The organism is Ferruginibacter sp. (assembly GCF_014377975.1).
GTDB lineage: Bacteria > Bacteroidota > Bacteroidia > Chitinophagales > Chitinophagaceae > Ferruginibacter.
Window position 1 is genome coordinate 1 of record NZ_JACMOO010000398.1, and the last position, 1,530, is coordinate 1,530.

Annotated in this window: 1 protein-coding gene; it reads left to right on the forward strand. The window is 35.9% G+C overall.

From position 1 onward, the window contains the following. Positions 1 to 148: 148 nt before the first annotated feature. The coding region (locus H7254_RS19515; protein ID WP_301934570.1) for a beta-N-acetylhexosaminidase at positions 149 to 1,530 on the forward strand (1,382 nt) is incomplete at its 3' end.

Sequence of the window (1,530 nt, forward strand, 5' to 3'; positions counted from 1 at the left end):
AGCTGGTTTCCTCTGGTTGACAGAAATCCTCAGAAATTTATGCGCATTCCAGATGCGAATGAAAGTGATTTTCAAAAAGCGACGATTCGTATTTACCATGATAAAATAAATGCAAGCAAAATCATTTTACCTGTATTAAAATAATAGCATGAAAAAACTGTTTTGTATTTTAGCTTTCTTCATAATTAGTATTATCTCATTTGCACAGAATCAGATAAATATTGTGCCATACCCTAATGATGTGAAATTGGGGAAAGGGAATTTTGAATTAACCTCTGCAACTAATATTGTTTATGGAAAAGGAGCTGAAAAACTTGCAAACTATTTTAAAGATCAGGTAAAAAACGTAACAGGTTTATCATTAAAAACGGAGGTGTTTACTAATAAAAAAACTATTCTTAATAAAAACACTATTCAATTTTTTTTAAGAGAAGGGGCTTCTTCTAAAAGCGGTTATTCGTTACAGATATCCAATTCAGAAATTATTTTAGAAGCAGGAGAATCATCTTCGCTTTTTAATGGTGTTCAAACGTTGTTGCAGTTATTAGCCGTAAAAAATATTTCCAATACTATTGCTATTCCACAACTTTCAATACAGGATTCCGCCCGCTTTTCTTATCGTGGAATGCATCTGGATGTGAGCCGTCATTTCTTTTCGGTTAGTTACATAAAAAAATATCTGGATTATCTTGCGTACTACAAATTCAATACTTTTCACTGGCATCTTACTGATGACCAGGGATGGAGAATAGAAATTAAAAAATATCCTTTATTAACAAAAGTTGGCGGCTACAGAAACGGTACAATTATAGGCCGTTATCCTGGCAAAGGAAATGACAGCATACATTACGGCGGCTATTATTCGCAACAACAAATAAAAGAAATTGTACAATATGCTTCTGAAAGATACATAACTGTAATTCCGGAAATTGAAATGCCAGGTCATGCATCTGCAGCGATTGCAGCATATCCTCAACTCAGTTGCTTTCCAAATGAGGATACTCAAGTAGATTCTACGACCGCATGGGCGGGAAGCAGGGTTGGTAAACAGGTTCAACAAACCTGGGGCGTTTTTAATGATGTGTTTGCTCCCACAGATTATACTTTTAAGTTTATTGAAAATGTTCTGGACGAAGTAATGTCGCTATTTCCTGCTACCTATATCCATATTGGCGGAGATGAGTGCCCGAAGGAAAATTGGAAAAGATCTGCTTTTTGCCAAGAATTAATAAAAACCAATAACTTAAAAGATGAACATGGCTTGCAGAGTTATTTTATACAGCGAATAGAAAAATATGTAAACAGCAAAGGCAAAAAAATAATAGGATGGGATGAAATTTTAGAGGGAGGACTTGCACCCAACGCAACGGTTATGAGCTGGCGGGGAACTGAAGGTGGAATTGCAGCAGCAAAACAAAACCACCAGGTTGTAATGACGCCGGGCAGCCATTGTTATTTTGACCATTCGCAAAGCAGTAATGAAGACAGCGTAACAATAGGCAGTTTTTTACCTTTGGAAAAAGTGTATAA